The organism is Peptococcaceae bacterium 1198_IL3148 (assembly GCA_036763105.1).
GTDB lineage: Bacteria > Bacillota > Desulfotomaculia > Desulfotomaculales > Desulfohalotomaculaceae > JBAIYS01.
Genome location: JBAIYS010000008.1, coordinates 13,013 through 29,402 on the forward strand (window position 1 = coordinate 13,013; position 16,390 = coordinate 29,402).

Below are 16,390 nucleotides of genomic sequence, written 5' to 3' on the forward strand. Positions count from 1 at the left end.
TTTCCATTATATTTATCGACACTTAGTTAAATAAGTTTAGTGCTATCGGCAATTTTTTTTAATCTTTTTTGTGAAGCAGTTCAAAAAAATCATCATTAGCCAGTGCCTTTAGGTTCTCTGTTTGGACAGCTTTGTAAATCTCAGTGCGATAGATATCTACATCTTGTGGGGCTTCAACGCCTAAGCGAACCTGGTCTTTTTGAGCATCTAACACTACAACTACAATGTTATTACCGATGTTAATGGATTGGCCTTTTTTTCTGGATAATACTAGCATGTGATTAGCCCTCCCTGCTTTCGGTAGTCAGTGGCAGTGGGTGACGGATGTTGTAGCGTTTATCGTTTAGAATTACCTGGCGGGCACTGCCGGTGGTAATATTTACTACTACTGGGGCAAGTAAATTGACGGTAGCCTTTTTAAACCCTTTACTGGCGTTGACTATTGAAAAGATTGCTACATCTTTAGGCTCTTTAATGCTTAGTTTAGTTTTATCTTCCTCTGGCAGGTCAAATTCGTAGTCTGGGTAAAAGGGAAAGGGGTTGATTAAAATGAAGGATATTTCTTCGTCTTGAACAGATTGTAATATATAGAAGGGAGAGTTCTCCTGTACTGTCTTTAAGTTAAATTGGTTATATTCTTCCGGCAGACCGGGGAGACCGGATTTGAATGTAAGCAATGTTGGGTTGGGCATTTAAATATCACCTTTCCTTTAGGGCAAAAGTTTGTTAGAAAAACTTGGCTTACGCCAAGCCTTCAGGCGCCAGTGGAAGCCTTTAGTTTTTCTTATACTATCTTCCTTAAATTTTGATAAACTTTCTGATAGTGCTATAAAAGGCGCGATGAATCGCGCCCCCTAACAAAACAGATTATTTAATTAAACAAACATCATTAGGCATAATCATCAAATTTTTTACCGCTGGTGGATTCCCTTTGGTCGGCAAATTTTTGGGCTTGTTCCGGTTCCATTTCTTGGGTTTCACCGGTTTGTGTGTTAAATACTTTTACTTTTAATTTGTTATCCTTGTCTTTAAATACTTTAAACTTTAGGGGGTAGTTGAACATTTGGGCTGCTTTGTTTAGTCTATCCACTATTTTAACCAATTCTGCCTCAGTTACTTTTTTGTGGGCTAGGCTTTGGTTTTGCAGTTGTTCATCGGGAACCACTCTACCCCGGCCGGGTTCTACTTGTTTAATGGTGATGTTATCATGATGGAGTAAAGACTGCAGTCCGCCGGCACCGATTTTCATGGTGCATCACCTTCTAACAATTATCTAAGGAAATTCAATAAGCTAGTTTGCATCATTTGAGCCCCAATGGCTAAGGAGGCATTGTAACTGAGTTGTTGTTGGGCTGCTTCAATTGATAACCTTGCAATATCAGCATCTTCTATGTTGCTTAGGTTTTGGGTTAAAATTAACTCTTGATTGAGCAATTGTTTCTTTAAGGAATCAAAATGCCGATAACGGGCTCCGGTGGCGGTACGCTTTTGCAAAACATGATCGTGCTGTTGGGATAAATCTGCAATACTGGTTTGGATTTCATTGTCGAAATCTACCGTCTCGCTATTTGCCAAGATGTCTCTCAATTGAAACAGCGAGCTGAAGACACCTTGATCCACTACATACTCACCGCTATCATCTACGCAAGTACCATACAAGCCCATTTGGGCGGGGGCAAGTGTAACCCCAGCTTCTGCAATGACGTAATCTGTTCCCGCCAGCACTTCCCTGGTAATTTCACTGAAATCCCCTTTATAAATAATTTTGTCTCCATTACGTTCAAAAGGTGGGTTACCATTATCTTTACCAGCATAGATATATTTGCCACCAACGGTGGAGTTAGCCAAATCCACCGCTTCATCAATTAATTTATCAATTTGTTCAGCGATGGCAACTCGTTGTTCAGTATTGTAGGTGTCGTTAGCCGATTGCAAAGCAAGTTCTTTTGCTTTTAACAAAATATCCCCCAGCGTTCCCATGGAAGTATCTGCCATTTCTAAATAACTAAGGCCATCATCTATATTTACTTTGTACTGTTCATTGTATGACAGAGTGGCTTTAATTTTTAAAAACTCACTGATGGCGTTGGGGTTATCACTGGGCCGCAACAGCTTACTACCGGTAGCAATCTGCTCTTGGCTGCGGGCTAATTTACTGAGATTATTTTGAATATTGTTTAGCATATGGTTGGACATATAGCGGTTGCTAATTCTCATCTTTTAATCCTCCCAATCTAGAACAGGCGATTTATGACGACATCCAGCATTTGATCCAGCGTGTTAATCATGCGGGCGGATGCTTGAAAACCGTACTGATATTGAATCATTTTAGTTAATTCTTCGTCTACCGATACACCGGACACCGAATCCCTTAAACTTTCTATTTGCTGTCTAATGGCATTTTGATTGCCGGCGACACTGTCGGTACTTTTGGCGTTAGCACCAACTTGGGTTACCAGTGTGGCAAAGTATTCTTCAATGGTATATTCTTTGCTACTATGTTTTGCATATAACGGGTGTGTCGGCGCAAACATCTCTGAAATGTCATCATCACGCAAATTGGCAATATCTTGGGCCATGGTACCATCCAACTTTTCGGGTTCATCTTTTAATACGCTGTTAACTTGAAAATCCCCCGTTTCTAGGGTACCAGTGAAAAAATTCTCGCCTGGCATTCCTTCAATTACACTGGTTATTTTGTTCTGGAAAATTTCAGCGATGTCATTTAACATTTCTTTGTATTGCATAAGCTCTTGACGGGCGTTTTCTAAGCCTAGCAAGCCACCACCTAGGGTGGTGTTGGCACAATTATCGGTCAAGTTAATTACATGTGCACTGTCATAATTCAGAATAATTTTTTCATCGGCATCGGCGGACAGTGTAAATTTTTTTAAGTCAGTCATATCTATTGTCTGACCAAATAATTTCAGTGAAATATCTCCAGTGGGTTTACCATCTTGGGTATCAAAGGTAACATCAACCGGACCGAAGGCGCTGAGCTTTTCCAGTAATTGATCCCGTTTGTCCAACAGGTCATTGGGCTGTTGACCCACTGAATATACTTTTTTAATAGCCTTAGTTAATTGGCTAATTTCAGTTAAAGTGGTGTTTAATAAATCCACTTGGTCTTGCAGTTTGCCGGTGATGTCGCCGGAAGCATTATTGTTATAAATACTTTCTTCAATGTCATCCATTTGATCATAGGTAAAGGACAACATTGAGGCCAGTTCGTCACCCAATTCCACAACGGCGGCCTTAATCCCGGGGTCTTGGGGGGTGTTGTTTAGGTCCATCCAAGTAGCAAAAAAATCTGTAATCCTTTGGGCAATACCTGCGGATGCCGGTTCAGCAAAGGAGGCCTCGGCCCGCTGGAGGAAGGAGATTTGCTCTTCCCAGTAGGCGGTGTCGGTAATGGCTTTGCGCAGGTTGTTGTCCATGTACTCATCCTTTACCCGGCGGATGATGTCCACCGCAGCACCAGTACCCAGTTGTCCAGGGGTGTTGGCGCTGTACATGGTGGGGTTGGTATAGGGATAAGTGGTGGTAATTAGCACCTCTTGCCGGGAGTAGCCCGGTGTGCTGGCGTTGGCCAAGTTATGGCCGGTTATGTCCAAAGCCCTTTGATGCACCTGCATGCCTCGGCGGGCGGTTTCTAAACCAAAAAATGTTGATACCATTTTTTCACCGTCTCTTTCTTGGTGTAGTTGTTGAGCAAAGGTTGGTTTTGCGGGCCGGCGTGGAAATCGGCCCCTACGTTTGGTTTGAGCAAAGGTTTTGTTGTTGAAACGAATGTACTGCGTTAGTGCTACAGTTTCGTTAGGTGGGCTCAATGAATTGAGCCTCTACACAATCACTTTTAAACCGTTTTGTTTAGCATTTGTAAGTTGCTGGTGGTTTCTTTGTTTACTTTGCCGCCGGGTTGGTAGGTTTGGCTGTTGTTGCTGGGATGCATTATGTTTACCAGCGCGGCATTTACCTGCTGTACCCTTTGGGTTAGTACTCTGTTGACTTGGTTTAGCTGTTGTAGTTTGTCAAACTGTTGTTTCAGTTCCGTTTGCAGTTGTTTTAATGGAATTTGTATTTCTACCGGGGCCTGGGCCAACATATCGCTAACGGTGGCACCGGGTTTTAGCCCCAGATTTTGTTCTAATTTAACCTGCAGTTGTTCCCGCTGGGGGTCCAATTTGGCCATTTGCAGGGTCAGTTTTTGAAGTTGATTCACCGCACTGCTTAGCGCCTGGGCGTCAACTTGACGCAACGCCTGGTTTTGGGCTTGGGCGGCGGTGACCATGTTGGTAACCACTTGCTGTTGTTGTTTTAAAACCTCTATTAGTTCAAAAAAAAGAGGCTCCATGGAAATCACTCCTTATACAAGTTCGTCCAGGCGCCTGTCCTTAATAATGCCCTCTGCAATTTTTTAGGCAGATGGTTGATAAGTTCCGTTTTTAATCTGCGCTTTAATGTCCCGCACCTTTTCTGCTCTCACTTCTGGCAGGTTTTTAAATTCGCTACGGTATTTATTTATCTCCAGGGCCTGTGGGGATATTTCTAAGCTATCTCCCTGGGTTTTCCCCTCTGGTTTTGGTGGAACCTTTTTGGCCTGGGATGCATAGGCATTGATGGCATTGGTTCTAAATGGGGTGATTTTCATATGCACCCACCTCCTACACTTATTATATCGGACACCCAGGACAATAACTTTACACCATTTGCATAATTTCTTGGGCAATTTTTGGCAATGGCACTATTTTTTCTGCTCCACCAATGTCTATGGCTGCCTTGGGCATGCCAAAGACCACGCAACTGTTTTCATCTTGGGCGATGGTGCGGCCACCAAGGTTGCGGATTTCCAGCATTCCTTGGGCTCCGTCCCGGCCCATACCGGTCAACAGTACCCCCAGCATTTTGCCGCCGTACACTTGGGTGGCGGCAGTCATCACTTGGTCCACCGACGGACGGAAGGTGGCGGGGGGGATCGGTTCGCCGCATTTCTTCAGTTGGATGGTCACCCGCCCACCGGCTTTAACAAAGTGGGTTTCACAACCGGCCGGGGCCACAATTACTCTGCCGGGGCGAATTTCGTCTCCAGCGTTGCCGTGGATTACTTCCACCACACTGCGGCGATCTAAATGCTCGGCCATGGACTTGGAGAAGCCCACCGGGATGTGTTGCACCACCACTACCCCCACCGGCAGATTAGCCGGTAGTAGCGGAATGATGCTTTGCAAAGCCACTGGGCCACCGGTGGAACAGCCAATCACCACCACCTCCACCCGGCCGCCGGTTGCCCTTGGCACCGGTGGTGGGGTAACCAGTGGTTTAGATGCTGGCTTAGGTGCAACCTTAACGGGCTGGGGTCTTACCGGTGGTGCCGGGGGAAGCGGCCGATAACCCACTTTGCGCAGTGAAACACCACTGGCCACCCGAATTTTAGCGGTCAGTTCGGTGATCATTGGCCCCAGTTGACCAGCCTTCATGGGCTTGGCCACAAAATCCACCGCACCCATCTGTAGCGTCTCCATGGTGGCCCGGGTACCTTCGGCGGTGTGGGCGCTGAGCATAATCACCGGCACGGGACATTCCTTCATAATGCGGCGCAATGCGCCAATGCCGTCCAGCTTAGGCATTTCCACATCCATGGTGACCACCTGGGGGCGCAGTTTTTTGATCATTTCAATGGCCTCCAGGCCATCGGCCGCTTGGCCGACAACCTGGATAGTTTTAGTTTCTTCCAACATTCGGGAGACCAGTCTTCTAATTAATGAGGAATCATCTACAACCAGTACTTTTATGGTCATTTTAACTCTCCTCTAGCAGCCCCGCCTCTTTTACTATTCCCCTGCTGTCAATAATTAGGGCTACCCTGCCATCCCCCAGGATGGTGGCGCCGGACAGACCGGGCACTTCGCCCAGGTAGTCGCCGAGGGATTTGATCACAATTTCCTGTTCGCCCAACAATGAATCCACCACTACCGCCACCTGCTTTTCGGCACTGGCCACAATGACCACAAATAGGCGGTCGGCCTCACTGCTGCCCATACCAAAGTGCTCGGCCAAGCGCAACAGTGGTAAAATCTGCTCCCGCACCACAATCACTTCGTTGCTGCCGATGCGGCGAATTTCATTGCTGTTGACCCGCAATGTCTCCCGCACGTTGGTCAGCGGGAAGGCATATACCTGATCACCTAACGTCACCATCAATGAGCGAATGATGGCCAATGTCAGCGGCAGGCTGATGGTAAACTTGGTGCCAGCACCCACTTTGGTATCCAGCTCCACTGTACCGTTAATTTGTTCAATGGCGGTGCGCACAACGTCCATGCCCACACCGCGGCCAGATAGGTCGCTGACTTCTTGGGCGGTGGAGAAACCAGCCTTAAAGATCAAGTCCAGCGCCTCCCGGTCCGTTAACCGGGCAGCGGTTTCTTGGTCATACAAACCATTGGCCACCGCCTTTTGCCGTATTTTATCGGCGTCGATGCCTTTACCGTCGTCGGCAACTGTAATGACGATATGACTTTCGTGATAGGATGCCTTTAACATCAGCTTGCCCACGGTAGGTTTGCCCAACCGCTGCCGTTCTTCGGGGGATTCAATGCCGTGGTCAATGGAATTTCTAATTAAGTGGATCAGTGGATCGCCAATCACTTCAATTACGTTGCGATCCAGTTCGGTTTCTTTACCTTCCACAATAAAGTCGATCTCTTTGCCCAGTTTTTGGGCGGTGTCCCGCACCATCCGGGGGAAGCGGTTAAATATTTGGGCGATGGGCAACATTCTGGCCTTCATAATTTGTTCTTGCAAATCACCGGTAACTTGGCCCAGATGATTGGAGATTTCGTTGATGGTTTCTGCCAGGTCGTCCGAGCCAAACTTGCTCTCAAAAATTTCGGCAAATCGATCCAACCGGGTGCGGTCAATCACCAACTCACCCACCAAGTCCATTAAGTTATCCAGTTTCTGCACATCCACCCGCACTGTTTTAGCGGTTTTAGTGGGGGTTTGGGCATTACCATTGGTTTCTTTGGCTTTGGCAGCGGTTTTAGCCGCCGGCGCCGCTGGTTTGATAACCTTTTTCTGCTCCTCCGCTGTTTGCAGCGTGGCAATCAGCTTAATTTTCACTTCATTAACTTCGGCAATGCTCATGATGGTGTTTTCCACTTGGTATTTTTCTTCTTTGGTCAACAGCACCACTTCAAAATCCAGGTCAAAGCGGCCCTCTTGTAAATCTTCAGCCGGAGGGGTGCTCTTGACAATCTCACCCATTTGCTGCAGCGTCTCAAAAATTAAGAAAGCTCGCACGCTCTTCATTTGGGTATCGGCATCTAAACTGATTAAAATTTGGTAAGCTAAATAGCCCTTTACCTCGGCCTCTCTAATAACTGCCTCTAAAACATCGTTAATGGGCTGCCACTGGTGTTCAGCTTTAACCGGCGCATTGGTTGCCGGGGTGGCTACTTCGGTGGTTGCGGTGGCCGCGGTTTCGGCCTTAGTGTCAGCAGTGGCGCCACCGCCATTTAAGCAACCAGCCAGCTTGGCCAGTACGGCGCTGGTGTCTATTTCCACCTTTTCTCCAGTGACTTCCTTCTTGAGGGCATTGAGCATGTCCAACGCTTCGAAAAGCACATTGATCATGTCGGAATCCACCGTCAATTGGCCGTTGCGGATTTTGTCAAACAGGTTTTCTATTTCGTGGGTTAAGGAAGCCATTTTTTCATAGCCCATTACCCCCGATGAACCTTTAATGGTGTGGGCGGCGCGGAAAATTTCCGGCAACACCTCTTGGTTGTCCGGCTCCCGCTCTAATATTAGTAAATTATCGTTAATTATTTGTAGCTTTTCCTCCAGTTCATCCAGGAAAACGCCAATCTCGATATCTGAAAACACTTGCACTACCTCCTACTATTGGTTAAGTTCCATTTCCACTTGCTGTAGTTGTTCAGTTTCGTGCTGATAAAGAATTTTAGTGTGGTCCAGCAGAATGACCAGGCGCTCGCCCAACAGCGCAATACCCCTGAGGTAAGCGGCATCTATTCCCCCCACCACCGGCGGTGGTGGTTCAATGTTGGAGGTGGCAATGCGCAGCACCTCCTGCACTGAATCTACAATCATGCCAAAGGTGAGATCATTGACTTGCACAATGATGATGCGGCTTTGAGCGGTAACCTCGTTACATACCAAACCAAAGCGCTTGCACAGGTCGATGACCGGAATCACCTGGCCCCGCAGGTTGATAATGCCTTCAATGAAATCTGGGGTGCGGGGCAATTTAGTTATTTGCTCCATCCGGATAATTTCCATCACTACGGAGATGTCGATACCGTAGGTTTGATCATTTAGTTGAAATACCACTTCTTGAACTTCTTCGCGACTGATGTCGGCCATTAATATCACTCCTAAACTTTATGCTCTATATCTACCCTCATTGTAATATAATATTGGTATGAAATTAACTGTTATTTCTACCCGTAAAGAAATATTAACGTTGCAGCAGCATTTTGAGGCCGCAGTGGTGCTGGATATACTGCGGGCCACCACCACCATTACCACCGCTTTAAGCCACGGCTGCCAAGGGGTAATGCCGGTGACCGAGGTGGAAGAAGCCCGGCGAATTGCCAGCCAGCATGATCAAGTGCTGCTGGGGGGAGAAAGAGGAGCTGTAAAGCTTCCGGGCTTTCACTTGGGCAATTCGCCGCTGGAATACCGGCAACAAGCCGTTAAAGGCAAAAGGGTGGTGCTAACCACCACCAACGGCACCGGCACCATTAAACTGGCGGCAGAAAAGGCCCCGGTGGTGCTGATTGGTAGTTTACTAAATGCCCGGGCAGTGGCAACGAAATTAACTGGTTTTAACAGCGTCCTGCTGGCTTGCGCCGGTACCCAAGGGAGTTTTTCGTTGGATGACACGGTGGCGGCGGGCTACATCATTAAGGAACTGCTGGCCATCAAGGGAGGGAATAATTACAGTGGCCAAAGGCTAGCAGCTAAGCGCAACGGCACCGATCAATGGTACGCAGCTGAGGTACCAGTGGATAATGCTCTAACAGATGTGGTGCTGAATGATGTGGCGGTGGCAGCCTATCGCTGTGCTCTTTATTATGGCGACAACACACTGGCTGCATTATACGATTCGCTTCACGGTCAAAAGTTGGCACAACTGGGAATGGATGATGATTTAACCTATTGTGCACAACTTAATATCACCGATGTTGTACCTTGTTATAAAGATGATGTAATTTCGACATAACCTGCTTTTAATAGCAGGTTATTTGCGTTTGACTTCTAATCATCAGGTGATTATAATTTGATGTAAAATATAGTTAGGGGTTGTTAAAATGGCGGTTATAGAATGGTATAGCCCAAGGAATTCTTTTAATGCTATGATTAGTAAAAATCATATTACATTAGGTGAATTGGCCATTGAAAAACTAAACAGCGATTATGCTATGTTAGGTTATGACAAAGAAGAAAACATTATTGCCATTAAGGCTGTTAGTAAAGGTGAAGGTTTTAAGATTACCAAAAGAAAGATTAATGCCAAGAACTTTTTAAACCACTTTAACATTGATGTCAAGGGTACTTATACTGTGGACTACGATGAGGATCAACGGACGTTATTTATCAAGCTGGGATAAGTCCCAGTTTGAATTAGGAATTAGGAATTATAAATTAGGAATTATAAATTAGGAATTATAAATTTTGAATGCAAGGAGAAGAGATTTTGGGGCAAGCCAAGAATCTCTTCTTTTTAATTTATAATTGCTTTTCTCCACCTATATAAAACAAGCTGTGATGTGCTATAATTAATTTTGACTACTTTATTTGGGGATGGAGGTTAATTTAATGCGCACTTGGTACATAGAGGATGCCGGCGGTGGATGCCAGGCTTTCTCTGAGGTACTGGTGTTGGTGAGTGAAGAACCACAGGAAATTTATACTGTAGAAGTGCCGATAACCTGGGATGAAAAAATTGGTTTGGAAGAAGTGGCCTGTAAATTGGTTATAGATATGATGAAAAAAGCCGGGGTTACCAAGGAAGATCAGGTGTTGGTCTGCTCAGGGAATGTATTTCACACGCTGCATCAGTGGTTAGAGCAGGAAGGATACAATTGGAGTACTTCTAAAATGGATGGCTTGGCCCACAATGTGGCCGAGAACGCTTTTTATCAGCAGTTGATTAAAGCAGGGGTACCACCAGAATTTAAGTTGGAGGGCCGGGATTACCGCTCGTTTTATCACAACGTAGAAACTTGGGTTAAGGAACAGAGTGATGGCACCAAGTATTTAAAGGACCGGGAGGCCAGACAAAAGCCAGCGGAACAGAGGTATAAGTTAAAAAGCACCTTTAGCAAAAGCCGCAAATGCCGGGGTTGTGGTGGCATCATTAAAGCCTATTCCCCGCTGGTGGAGCATCGCTTTCGAGAACAGGGCAAACGGCATCGCCATTATTACCACCCAGAATGTTCACCAGTGGAACCTTTAAAATGTAACCTGGAATACGCAACGGCAACAATGGACGGCAACCAGGTGCAGGGTTTACTTTTACCCTTTAAGTCAGAAGCCAGCCCCTGCCCGGTATGCGGCCAACCGATTAAACCAGGGGAGAAGATTTTTTACGGCTACCTGGACGAACAACTGGTTTACGGACACATAGGCTGTTTTGAATTATTTTAAGAGAATAAAATCATTTCTGCATGCAAATGCTTTTTGTAGGGGTTCGATTCATTGAACCCGTAAAACGTAACATTTGCGCATGGTAAAACTGTAATCTTTAGAGATAAACGTTACTTTAGTGTTTTACAGTCATAATTAAAGGGGTCAGGCCTTAGTTGATTTGCTGGGGGTAAATCAATTAAGGCCTGACCCCTTTTTTATACGTTTATTGTTGATTGGTGGGTTTCTAAACCCGCGATCTCACCACAACTGTGGCTTTGGCGGGGCGGCGTGGAAACGCCCCCCTACAACCTTTGCCTTTGCAGTTTCTCCACCACTGGGACGTCTGCCGGTGCGAACTGGTATTGACTCAGTTGTTCTATGGTTACCCAGCGGAAGTCGTTACAACCTTTGGCCACCGGGCGGCCCCCTTGGTAGGTGCACAGGTAAAACAGCAACAGCACCGCTTTATCTGGGTAGCGGTGAAACACCACGTCGTAGCTGTCCCCCACCGCCACTTCCATGGCCAGTTCTTCTTTAATTTCTCGCCGCAAACAATCCCGGGGGTCTTCACCCTCTTCCACTTTGCCACCGGGAAACTCCCATTTCAAAGACAAAGCATCATCCTTTTTACGTTGAGCAATTAAAAGTTCATTGCCTCGAGTAATTATGGCGGCTGTAACAACAATGGTCATGATATCACCTTGATTTTGTTTTTATTTTTGTAGGGGCTTGATTCATCAAGCCCACCTAAGTAACCTTTGTTTATAGAACCAAAGTTTTGCCACAGGCAAAGGTTAGTCTTAACGGGCTCAATGAATTGAGCCCCTACAAAACCGCATGTAAGTAATGAATATTCTCTATCAAGCACTTTTTCGTTGCTGTATCGTTGGTTCTTTTACCTCTAACAAACCGTTGACAAAACCAACAAAAACTTCGGTCTTACCTATTTTGTGGAAAAAGGTAAGAAAAAATTCTGTGGCCCAGCCGATGGTCAGTGAAAAGACTAATGTGCCAATGCCCAACAGGCCGCCCAGCAGATAACCCACAATCACCACCGTCACCTCAATGACGGTGCGCACCGGGCCAATGCGCCAGCCGGTAATGTTGTGTAGCGCCAACATCAAACTGTCCCGGGGACCGGAGCCCAGGTTGGCGGTGATATAAACGCCAGTGGCTAAACCACAGCATAACACACCCACCACTAAATACAGAATGCGGTACCCCATGGCCTCCGGGGCGGGAAACAAGCCCCAAATGATAATTTGGTCCACAAACACCCCTATTAAAATCATGTTCAAGATGGAGCCGATACCGGGTTTTACCCCCAACAGCCAAGTAATGGCCACCAATATGGCACCAACGCCAATCATCACCTGCCCTAGGGTAAATGGCAAATATTGGGTTAAGCCCTGGTGCAATACATCCCAAGGAGTCAGTCCCAGTCTAGCTTGTAACAGCAGGACAATGGCTGCCCCATAAAGAAATAGTCCCAATAGCAACCAACTGTATTGCAGTATATAAAAAATTAACTTTTTCAATCTCATTAGCCTCCTAAATTACCGTGCTCTTTAATTGTATGTTATATTTAAACTAAAGTAAACCGAGGTAATATTGACAATCTGTAAGGGAGGGGGTTACATGGCCTACAAAGCAGTTTATTATAGCCGACCACTACGTTTTATCAGTCAAAATGAGATTAAAATTGCTGAATATAAGGAACTAATGAAACCAGTGAATTTTATTACTGTTAATATGGATATTCCGGAACAATCCGGCGGAAATCTGATCGAAATAATTCGGAGTAAGGTACTGACCGCCTTCGAAGAAAAACGTGCACCACTGTTTGTGGATCAAACCGGTTTATACCTGGATGCCTGGAACGGTTTGCCCGGCGGCCTAACGGATATTTTTTGGAAAAGGCTAAAATTAACGGGGTTTTTAAAACTGCTGGAGAATGAAAATAACCGCAAGGCGGTGGCCATCACCACCATTGGCTACTGCGACGGCAGAAACATTCACTACTTTCAAGGAAAATTATCCGGCACCATTGCTCACCATCCTATGGGTGAATTGGGCACCCAGTGGGACCCGGTTTTTATCCCCCAAGGAGAAAATCGCACTTTTGCGGAAATGCCTAAGGAGGACAGGCTAAAAATCTCAATGCGGTTGACCGCAGCCACCGATTTTAAGGATTTCTTACTAAAGCAAAGGAGTTCTTGTAGATGAAGATACTGGACGAATTAGCCCAAGACATTAAGGAAAATAGAATTATTCCCTTTGTGGGGGCTGGCCTTTCCCGCAACATTAACTTGCCCGGTTGGGAGACGTTAATTTACAAGGTTGCCGAGGATTTGGAATTTGACCCGGAGGTATTAAAAATTTACGGAGACTTTTTGCAAATTGCCGAATACCACATTATTAAATATGGCGGGAAAAACCGCATTGCCAAAATTATTGATCGCAATTTACGCAATGTTAATTATGACATTGGTTCCTCCAAAGCCCATGAATACTTAGTAAAAATGAACTTTCCCACCATTTATACCACCAATTTTGATGAAGCGTTGGAAGAGGCCTTTAAATACCACGGTTACCCCTATTGCTCCATTGCCACTTTAGACGACGTTATTCGCGCCCAAGAGGGCGTAACCAAAATAGTTAAATTCCACGGCAGCCTGGATCACGATGAAACTTTGGTCATTGGCGAAACCGACTACCACAACCGATTGGACATGGAAGCGCCCATTGATATTAAGCTGCGGTCCGATTTGCTAGGTAAAACGGTACTGTTTTTGGGCTACAGTTTTCGCGATTTAAATGTACGCTATATGTGGAGTAAGTTGTTTAAAATTATGCAATCCAGCTGCAAAGCTTACATGGTCACCATGCAACCCAACCCCATATTTGAGGCCATTTATGGCGAAAAGGGCATGCGCATTATTTGTTTAAACAGCGATCACCCAGAAACAGATTTTGTCAACTTTATGGAGGAACTGTATAAGAGGGTTAAATCTATGTAAGCCAGGGGAAGACAGGGGGAAGACAGGGGGACGGGTCCCGTGTCTTCTGCAGTAAAAACGCTTTGGCGCAACATTATTTATTATGAGGTATTGTATATGAAACCGGACAAAGTAATTGAATACTACGAGCGGTTGCGGATGGGGCGAGTGACTAAGTTCCCCACTGGCATGTGGACTGACCAGTATGCCCGGGACAATGCTCGTATGCTAACTAAATATATGATTGAGGACATTCTGCGGTGGAATGAATGGCACATTAAAATGAAACTGACCCAAGCGGTGTTTCAAAAACATCGGTTGGGCATTATGCTGGTGAAGGTTTATCACGGCAGTGTCTTTGATTGTATTAATGATATCTACCCCGGCAAATTTCGGGAGTGGGAATTGGTGAGTACCCGCAGAAACTATTGGAACTTGCAAACAGCCCGCAATGCCTTTAGGGAATTTTTCAGCGAAGTTGTGCAATGGGATGAACAGCAAATTAAGGAGAACCTCACGGCCAGAACCTTTGTGGAAAGTAAACTGGCAGTGCCCTTTTATCGGTTTTATAAAGGCTCACCCTTTTTGCTGTTGACCGACCTGTACCCGGAAACCGATTGGTGCTGTTTTAAAACCCGATCTAACCGCAACAGCAGCACCAGAAAGCTGATTGAAGCAGTGCAGAGGCAAATTTGAATGGTGGTTGTTGCAACGGTTACTTTGACGGTGCCAGACACCAGCACGTGCAAAGCTGTTTACTAACGATATCTGCTTTTGAACGGCTGGAATCAGGCACCTGAAATTAAGGACTTTTGCAGGGGTTTCGATTTATCGATCCCGTAAAACGTAACATTTGCGCATAGTGAAAAACGATTGTTTAACAACGAGCGTTTCTTTGTGGGCTCAATGAATTGAGCCCCTACACCTCCGTCATTTCTCATTAAAAATAGGTTCTTACTCTACAACAATTGGTACAATTCATCCCATCTGTCGATGATGTGGTCCGGTTGGTGATTTTCCATTATGTCTTTGGTGGCCATACCCCAGGTAACTGCGATGGCCTTTACTTTGGCTGCTTTGGCGGACAGCACATCAAAGGGGCTGTCGCCAACGTAGGCGGCCTGGGCCGGTTGGCGGTTTAATCTTTCCAAAGCCACCAGTAAGGGATCTGGCAGCGGTTTGTGCTTGTCCACATCTTGGGCACCAATGAGGATCTGCATATATTTAGCCATACCCAAAAAGTCTATGCTGCGCTTGGCCACCGCACCACTTTTGGAAGTCACTACCCCTAGGGTGTAGCCTTTGTTATGTAACTTTTCCAACATTTCCAATGTGCCGGCGTAGGCCTTGGTATATTCATCATGGTCGATGGCATAGTAGTGCTGGTAGACCTTAAAAAATTCCTGCCCTCGTTCTTCTCCGGCAAAGTAATTGCCAATGTCCTTTAAAGATCGGCCCACCCAAGTCATCACTTCGTCATTTTCCCAAGGAATATTCATTTCTTGAAAAACCCGCTGGTAGGTGCGTTTAATTAGTGGCAGTGAATCCACCAATGTACCATCTAAATCAAATAGCACGGTATCAATTTTCATCGTTGGCGAAACCTTCCTTTATCATTTTATCCCATTGATTATATCATATAGTTGTAATCAGCAAAAAAAAATAGAGCGCTTTTAGGCGCCCTTTACATGGGTTTATTTTATTTGGGTTTATTGGATAAACTTTATTAACTAATTTAGTGTGATAGAATTGATGGTCCAGACACCCGTTGCACCTTGCTCAACAGGTTGAATTAGTTCGATGGTGTAGTCCTTTCCATCATGGGTGGCCTCGACATATGCCAGGCCGGTGCCAACATACTCACCCATTTCTTCTACCTTGACCAGAGTAAATTTATCTACCCTAGGATCAAAACCATATCTAGTGCTGGTTTCCATAGCCACTTGTAATGGATCTAGGTACCACGGTTGGTGACCTTCATCAACCTGTTGCTGCAATTCACGCAGTTTGTCGATGTTAATATCCACTGCCCCTAACCAAATTTCTCCGGTCTTGGTCATAAACCAGTCCGGTGCTATCGGTTCAAAGGTGCTCAAATGTCCAACCAAGGTTTCTTGTTTTTCACCTTCCACAAGAAACTGCACTTTTTCAATACCTATATTTAAATCAGTAAGTGTATTAACAATTGAATAAACGGTCATCATTTCTCCGGTGGTGCCACCCCAGTGCTTGGTTTGCACTTCTTTGGAGAGGTTTAGGTAGGCAACGCCCTCTTCCACCTGCAATGACCGAAGTTCGGTTTCCGGAGGCACCGTCTTTTTCAAGCCCTCTTCGGTGGGACCTTTAATTAGCTCTTTAACCACTATTTCTGCCAACGGCTCACCTTTGATGGTGACTTCTCGCACTTCCGGCTTTAAAAATAGCGCCTGTTCGTCGGAAAAGTATAATTTTACCTTTTCCTTTTGTTCAATTGGTTTAGAACTAATGGGTGGTTTTTTAGGGTCCGTGCTTTGAACTTCTGGCTGAGTTGTGCAACCAGCGGTAATCAACAGCAACATAACGGTCAACATTAAAACCACCAGTTTAATGCGATCGCCATTGGAGGGTTTTGACATCATCTCTCGCCTCCCATCACTCCCGATCACTGAAGTTATTATAACCAATAGTTGTTACACAGCAATAAACAATTGTTACGAAATTGTTAAGAAAGTGGACCAATTTTGTAGTTTTTTATA

General features: G+C 45.5%; 20 protein-coding genes. 6 read left to right on the plus strand and 14 right to left on the minus strand.

Annotated features, from left to right (window positions below):
* Window positions 1-58: 58 nt before the first annotated feature.
* From csrA to V6C27_08855, 10 genes are all read right to left on the minus strand, one after another.
* Window positions 59-277, minus strand: a complete 219-nt coding sequence (gene csrA, locus V6C27_08810; GenBank protein ID MEG6616516.1) for a carbon storage regulator CsrA — start codon at window positions 275-277, stop codon at window positions 59-61.
* Window positions 278-281: 4 nt separating this feature from the next.
* Window positions 282-692, minus strand: a complete 411-nt coding sequence (locus V6C27_08815; GenBank protein MEG6616517.1) for a flagellar assembly protein FliW — start codon at window positions 690-692, stop codon at window positions 282-284.
* 197 nt (window positions 693-889) lie between these two features.
* Window positions 890-1,249: a flagellar protein FlaG gene (locus V6C27_08820; protein ID MEG6616518.1), complete on the minus strand. Its 360-nt coding sequence runs from the start codon at window positions 1,247-1,249 to the stop codon at window positions 890-892.
* A 20-nt stretch (window positions 1,250-1,269) separates the two neighbouring features.
* The gene (gene flgL, locus V6C27_08825) at window positions 1,270-2,217 is read right to left on the minus strand and encodes a flagellar hook-associated protein FlgL (GenBank protein ID MEG6616519.1); all 948 of its coding nucleotides are present in this window, start codon (window positions 2,215-2,217) and stop codon (window positions 1,270-1,272) included.
* A 17-nt stretch (window positions 2,218-2,234) separates the two neighbouring features.
* Window positions 2,235-3,830: a flagellar hook-associated protein FlgK gene (flgK, locus tag V6C27_08830; protein ID MEG6616520.1), complete on the minus strand. Its 1,596-nt coding sequence runs from the start codon at window positions 3,828-3,830 to the stop codon at window positions 2,235-2,237.
* A 26-nt stretch (window positions 3,831-3,856) separates the two neighbouring features.
* Window positions 3,857-4,354 carry a flagellar protein FlgN gene (locus tag V6C27_08835; GenBank protein ID MEG6616521.1) on the minus strand — a complete coding sequence of 166 codons (498 nt, stop codon included), beginning with the start codon at window positions 4,352-4,354 and terminating at the stop codon, window positions 3,857-3,859.
* 63 nt (window positions 4,355-4,417) lie between these two features.
* Window positions 4,418-4,651: a flagellar biosynthesis anti-sigma factor FlgM gene (gene flgM, locus V6C27_08840; GenBank protein ID MEG6616522.1), complete on the minus strand. Its 234-nt coding sequence runs from the start codon at window positions 4,649-4,651 to the stop codon at window positions 4,418-4,420.
* A gap of 49 nt (window positions 4,652-4,700) precedes the next feature.
* Complete coding sequence (locus V6C27_08845) at window positions 4,701-5,798, minus strand: chemotaxis response regulator protein-glutamate methylesterase (GenBank protein ID MEG6616523.1); 1,098 nt, start codon at window positions 5,796-5,798, stop codon at window positions 4,701-4,703.
* Between the two features lies 1 nt (window position 5,799).
* Window positions 5,800-7,887 carry a chemotaxis protein CheA gene (locus V6C27_08850; protein ID MEG6616524.1) on the minus strand — a complete coding sequence of 696 codons (2,088 nt, stop codon included), beginning with the start codon at window positions 7,885-7,887 and terminating at the stop codon, window positions 5,800-5,802.
* 15 nt (window positions 7,888-7,902) lie between these two features.
* Window positions 7,903-8,385: a chemotaxis protein CheW gene (locus V6C27_08855; GenBank protein ID MEG6616525.1), complete on the minus strand. Its 483-nt coding sequence runs from the start codon at window positions 8,383-8,385 to the stop codon at window positions 7,903-7,905.
* Window positions 8,386-8,443: 58 nt separating this feature from the next.
* Here V6C27_08855 and V6C27_08860 point away from each other — a divergent pair, with 58 nt between their 5' ends.
* From V6C27_08860 to V6C27_08870, 3 genes are all read left to right on the plus strand, one after another.
* Window positions 8,444-9,247 (plus strand): 2-phosphosulfolactate phosphatase, encoded by an 804-nt coding sequence (locus tag V6C27_08860; protein ID MEG6616526.1) that lies wholly within the window; start codon window positions 8,444-8,446, stop codon window positions 9,245-9,247.
* An 88-nt stretch (window positions 9,248-9,335) separates the two neighbouring features.
* Complete coding sequence (locus tag V6C27_08865) at window positions 9,336-9,635, plus strand: hypothetical protein (GenBank protein ID MEG6616527.1); 300 nt, start codon at window positions 9,336-9,338, stop codon at window positions 9,633-9,635.
* A 208-nt stretch (window positions 9,636-9,843) separates the two neighbouring features.
* Window positions 9,844-10,674, plus strand: coding sequence for a hypothetical protein (locus V6C27_08870; GenBank protein ID MEG6616528.1), 831 nt, complete (start codon window positions 9,844-9,846; stop codon window positions 10,672-10,674).
* 284 nt (window positions 10,675-10,958) lie between these two features.
* On the opposite strand, the gene mutT is transcribed toward V6C27_08870, so the two are convergent.
* Together mutT and V6C27_08880 are read right to left on the minus strand one after the other, a co-directional pair.
* On the minus strand, window positions 10,959-11,348 hold the full coding sequence (mutT, locus tag V6C27_08875) for an 8-oxo-dGTP diphosphatase MutT (GenBank protein ID MEG6616529.1): 390 nt from the start codon (window positions 11,346-11,348) through the stop codon (window positions 10,959-10,961).
* Between the two features lie 168 nt (window positions 11,349-11,516).
* Window positions 11,517-12,194 carry a YitT family protein gene (locus tag V6C27_08880; GenBank protein ID MEG6616530.1) on the minus strand — a complete coding sequence of 226 codons (678 nt, stop codon included), beginning with the start codon at window positions 12,192-12,194 and terminating at the stop codon, window positions 11,517-11,519.
* Between the two features lie 100 nt (window positions 12,195-12,294).
* Between V6C27_08880 and V6C27_08885 the strand changes: the two genes are divergently transcribed.
* Genes V6C27_08885 through V6C27_08895 form a run of 3 tightly spaced genes read left to right on the plus strand, consistent with a single transcriptional unit; the run spans window position 12,295 to window position 14,351 of the window.
* The gene (locus V6C27_08885) at window positions 12,295-12,882 is read left to right on the plus strand and encodes a non-canonical purine NTP pyrophosphatase (protein MEG6616531.1); all 588 of its coding nucleotides are present in this window, start codon (window positions 12,295-12,297) and stop codon (window positions 12,880-12,882) included.
* Entirely contained in the window at window positions 12,879-13,676 is a 798-nt protein-coding gene (locus tag V6C27_08890) for an SIR2 family protein (GenBank protein MEG6616532.1), read from the plus strand. The genes V6C27_08885 and V6C27_08890 overlap by 4 nt, the downstream gene beginning before the upstream one ends.
* Window positions 13,677-13,715: 39 nt before the next feature.
* On the plus strand, window positions 13,716-14,351 hold the full coding sequence (locus V6C27_08895; GenBank protein MEG6616533.1) for a hypothetical protein: 636 nt from the start codon (window positions 13,716-13,718) through the stop codon (window positions 14,349-14,351).
* A gap of 263 nt (window positions 14,352-14,614) precedes the next feature.
* On the opposite strand, the gene V6C27_08900 is transcribed toward V6C27_08895, so the two are convergent.
* Window positions 14,615-15,247, minus strand: a complete 633-nt coding sequence (locus V6C27_08900; protein MEG6616534.1) for an HAD hydrolase-like protein — start codon at window positions 15,245-15,247, stop codon at window positions 14,615-14,617.
* Between the two features lie 138 nt (window positions 15,248-15,385).
* Window positions 15,386-16,273: a GerMN domain-containing protein gene (locus V6C27_08905; protein ID MEG6616535.1), complete on the minus strand. Its 888-nt coding sequence runs from the start codon at window positions 16,271-16,273 to the stop codon at window positions 15,386-15,388.
* Between the last annotated feature and the right edge of the window lie 117 nt (window positions 16,274-16,390).